Raw genomic sequence first — 2,315 nt, forward strand, 5'->3', positions numbered from 1 at the left:
GGCGGCTCCCGGTTCCAGGTGTCCGGGCCGACCGGGGCCATGACCGTGGTCCTGGTTCCCATCGTTCACGAATACGGCGGATCCGGTGTCCTGGCGGTCGGGTTGATCGCCGGCATCGTGCTGGTGGTGTTGGCGTTCGCCGGAGTGGGGCGGGCCGTGCGTTTCATGCCGGCACCGGTCATCGAAGGGTTCACCGCTGGTATCGCCGTGGTCATCGCCCTCCAACAGATCCCGGCCGCTCTGGGTATCACCGACGCCGAAGGGGACAAGGTGTGGCGCAGCGCAGCGGACGCGGTCGCCAAATTCGTCGCGCACCCCTCGATTCTCACCCCGGCAACAGCGCTCGCGGTGGCCGTCGCCATCCTCGTCGGCGGACGCTACTTCCCCAAGGTTCCGTTCTCGCTCGTCGCCGTGGCTGTCGCGACGTTGGCCGCGCAACTGCTGCACCTCGACATCGCCCGCATCGGTGAAATCCCCTCCGGCATCGCCGCACCCACACTGAACTTTCTGCATCTAGGGGATCTGACCTCGCTGGTGGCCCCGGCCCTGGCAGTGGCCGCGCTGGCCGCCCTCGAATCACTTCTGTCGGCGACCGCGGCGGATTCGATGGGAGTCGGGACCCGCCACAATCCCGACCGGGAATTGTTCGGACAGGGGTTGGCGAACATCGCCGCACCCCTGTTCGGCGGCGTCCCGGCCACCGGCGCCATCGCTCGCACGGCCGTCAACGTTCGCTCCGGCGCGCGCAGTCGCCTCGCCGCACTCACCCATGCCGTCATCTTGGCCGCGATCGTCTACCTGGCATCGACCATGGTCGCCGAGATACCCCTGGCCGCTCTCGCCGGGGTACTGCTGGCCACCACCGTGCGCATGGTCGAAACAGCCTCGATCATCGCCATCGCGCGCGCCACCCGAGCCGACACCGCGGTCATGGGCGCAACGTTCCTGGTCACCGTCGCACTCGACCTCGTCACCGCGGTCGCGGTCGGTGTCGCATTCGCCGCGATCCTGGCACTGCGCGCAGTGGCGAAATCGGCCAAGATCGAACAAGTCCCACTCGATGACGACGGGCACCAGAGCGAAGAACACGAACTGCTCCGTGAACACATCGTCGCCTACCGCATCGACGGCGCCTTGTTCTTCGCCGCCGCTCACCGCTTCCTGCTCGAATTGGCGGACGTCTCCGACGTCAAGGTCGTCATCTTGCGCATGTCACGGGTGACCGCGATCGATGCCACCGGCGCCATCGTCCTCAAGGACGCCATCGACAAACTCGAACACCGCCATATCACCGTCTTGATTTCCGGTATGAAACCGGACCACCTCCGGCCACTGAAAGCCCTCGGTGTCTTCACCACCTCCGACAGCGAACGCCGACACATCTTCTCCGACACACCACGCGCCATCGAATACGCCCGCATGCTGGTGCTTCCGAGGAACCAGTACCTATCGATGAACATCGAGGAATGAAACACCATGTCCCAGAACGGAACCATCGCACATCCCACCTTCGCCCAGCACCTCAAGTACCTCGCCGGACGCACCCTGCCGGACGAGTTCATTCCGTGGGTGATCGAGGACATCACCGGCCCCGGCGCCGCCCGCCGCTACGCGACACGGTGCATCGTCCCCTTGCTGCCGATCCTGCTGGGGCTGTTGCTGATCCCCGGCCCCTGGATCATCCGGATCAGCATGGTGCTCCTGCTCTTCCTGCCCTTCGTCTATTTCCTTCTCGCCTTGAAAAAGATCTACCTGCGGCACCGTCTGGTCAGCCACGGATTGAGCCCCGCGCTCCTCGACGTGCACGAGAAAAAGAAAATGGACGAGGAAAAGCAGGCCTACGAATCCCGCTACCGCCCATGACAGCGCGGCCGTTGACGGCGAATGATCCGATGAATCCGCCCCTTCCCTCCCTGACCGCGGCGATGGCATCCGCTGCCGCTGTGGTGCTGGCGATGACCGCAGTGTTCTACATCCTCACTGCCTGAACAGACGCACGACAACATCCGATAACAGGCCATTTCACCGACGCGGTCTCGGCAATCGACCCCCGAGACCGTCGCAAAAGACTGGAGAACGCGTTGAACACGACCACTGTGATTGTTGCGGGAGCTCGTACCCCGATGGGTCGACTCCTCGGATCGTTGAAAGACCTCTCCGGGTCCGACCTCGGCGGCATCGCCATCAAAGGCGCCCTCGACAAGTCCGGAGTCGCCCCCGAACAAGTCGACTACGTCATCATGGGACAGGTCCTCACCGCCGGCGCCGGCCAGATGCCCGCCCGCCAAGCCGCCGTCGCCGCCGGCATCCCCATG

The 2,315-nt window shown here is 64.9% G+C and carries 3 protein-coding genes and 1 pseudogene; all 4 read left to right on the plus strand.

The window, feature by feature from the left end; translation table 11 throughout:
- Window positions 1-1,470, plus strand: a 1,470-nt coding sequence (locus A2J01_RS20650) for a SulP family inorganic anion transporter (protein WP_064113468.1), incomplete at its 5' end; no start/stop codon positions are given.
- Window positions 1,471-1,476: 6 nt separating this feature from the next.
- Window positions 1,477-1,863: a DUF5313 family protein gene (locus A2J01_RS20655; RefSeq protein ID WP_042920144.1), complete on the plus strand. Its 387-nt coding sequence runs from the start codon at window positions 1,477-1,479 to the stop codon at window positions 1,861-1,863.
- Window positions 1,860-1,988, plus strand: coding sequence for a hypothetical protein (locus tag A2J01_RS37235; RefSeq protein WP_257784574.1), 129 nt, complete (start codon window positions 1,860-1,862; stop codon window positions 1,986-1,988). The genes A2J01_RS20655 and A2J01_RS37235 overlap by 4 nt, the downstream gene beginning before the upstream one ends.
- 93 nt (window positions 1,989-2,081) lie before the next feature.
- Window positions 2,082-2,315: pseudogene (locus A2J01_RS20660) on the plus strand (acetyl-CoA C-acyltransferase); the annotation flags it as partial.

Origin of the sequence: Rhodococcus sp. EPR-134 (assembly GCF_001647205.1) — a bacterium.
In the GTDB taxonomy this organism is placed as follows: Bacteria; Actinomycetota; Actinomycetes; order Mycobacteriales; family Mycobacteriaceae; genus Rhodococcus_F; species Rhodococcus_F qingshengii.

What these genes read in the sequence shown, in the direction of transcription:
- A2J01_RS20655 (WP_042920144.1), top strand. Translation starts at nt 1,477, where the DNA reads ATGTCCCAGAACGGAACCATCGCACATCCCACCTTCGCCCAGCACCTC.
- A2J01_RS37235 (WP_257784574.1), top strand. Translation starts at nt 1,860, where the DNA reads ATGACAGCGCGGCCGTTGACGGCGAATGATCCGATGAATCCGCCCCTT.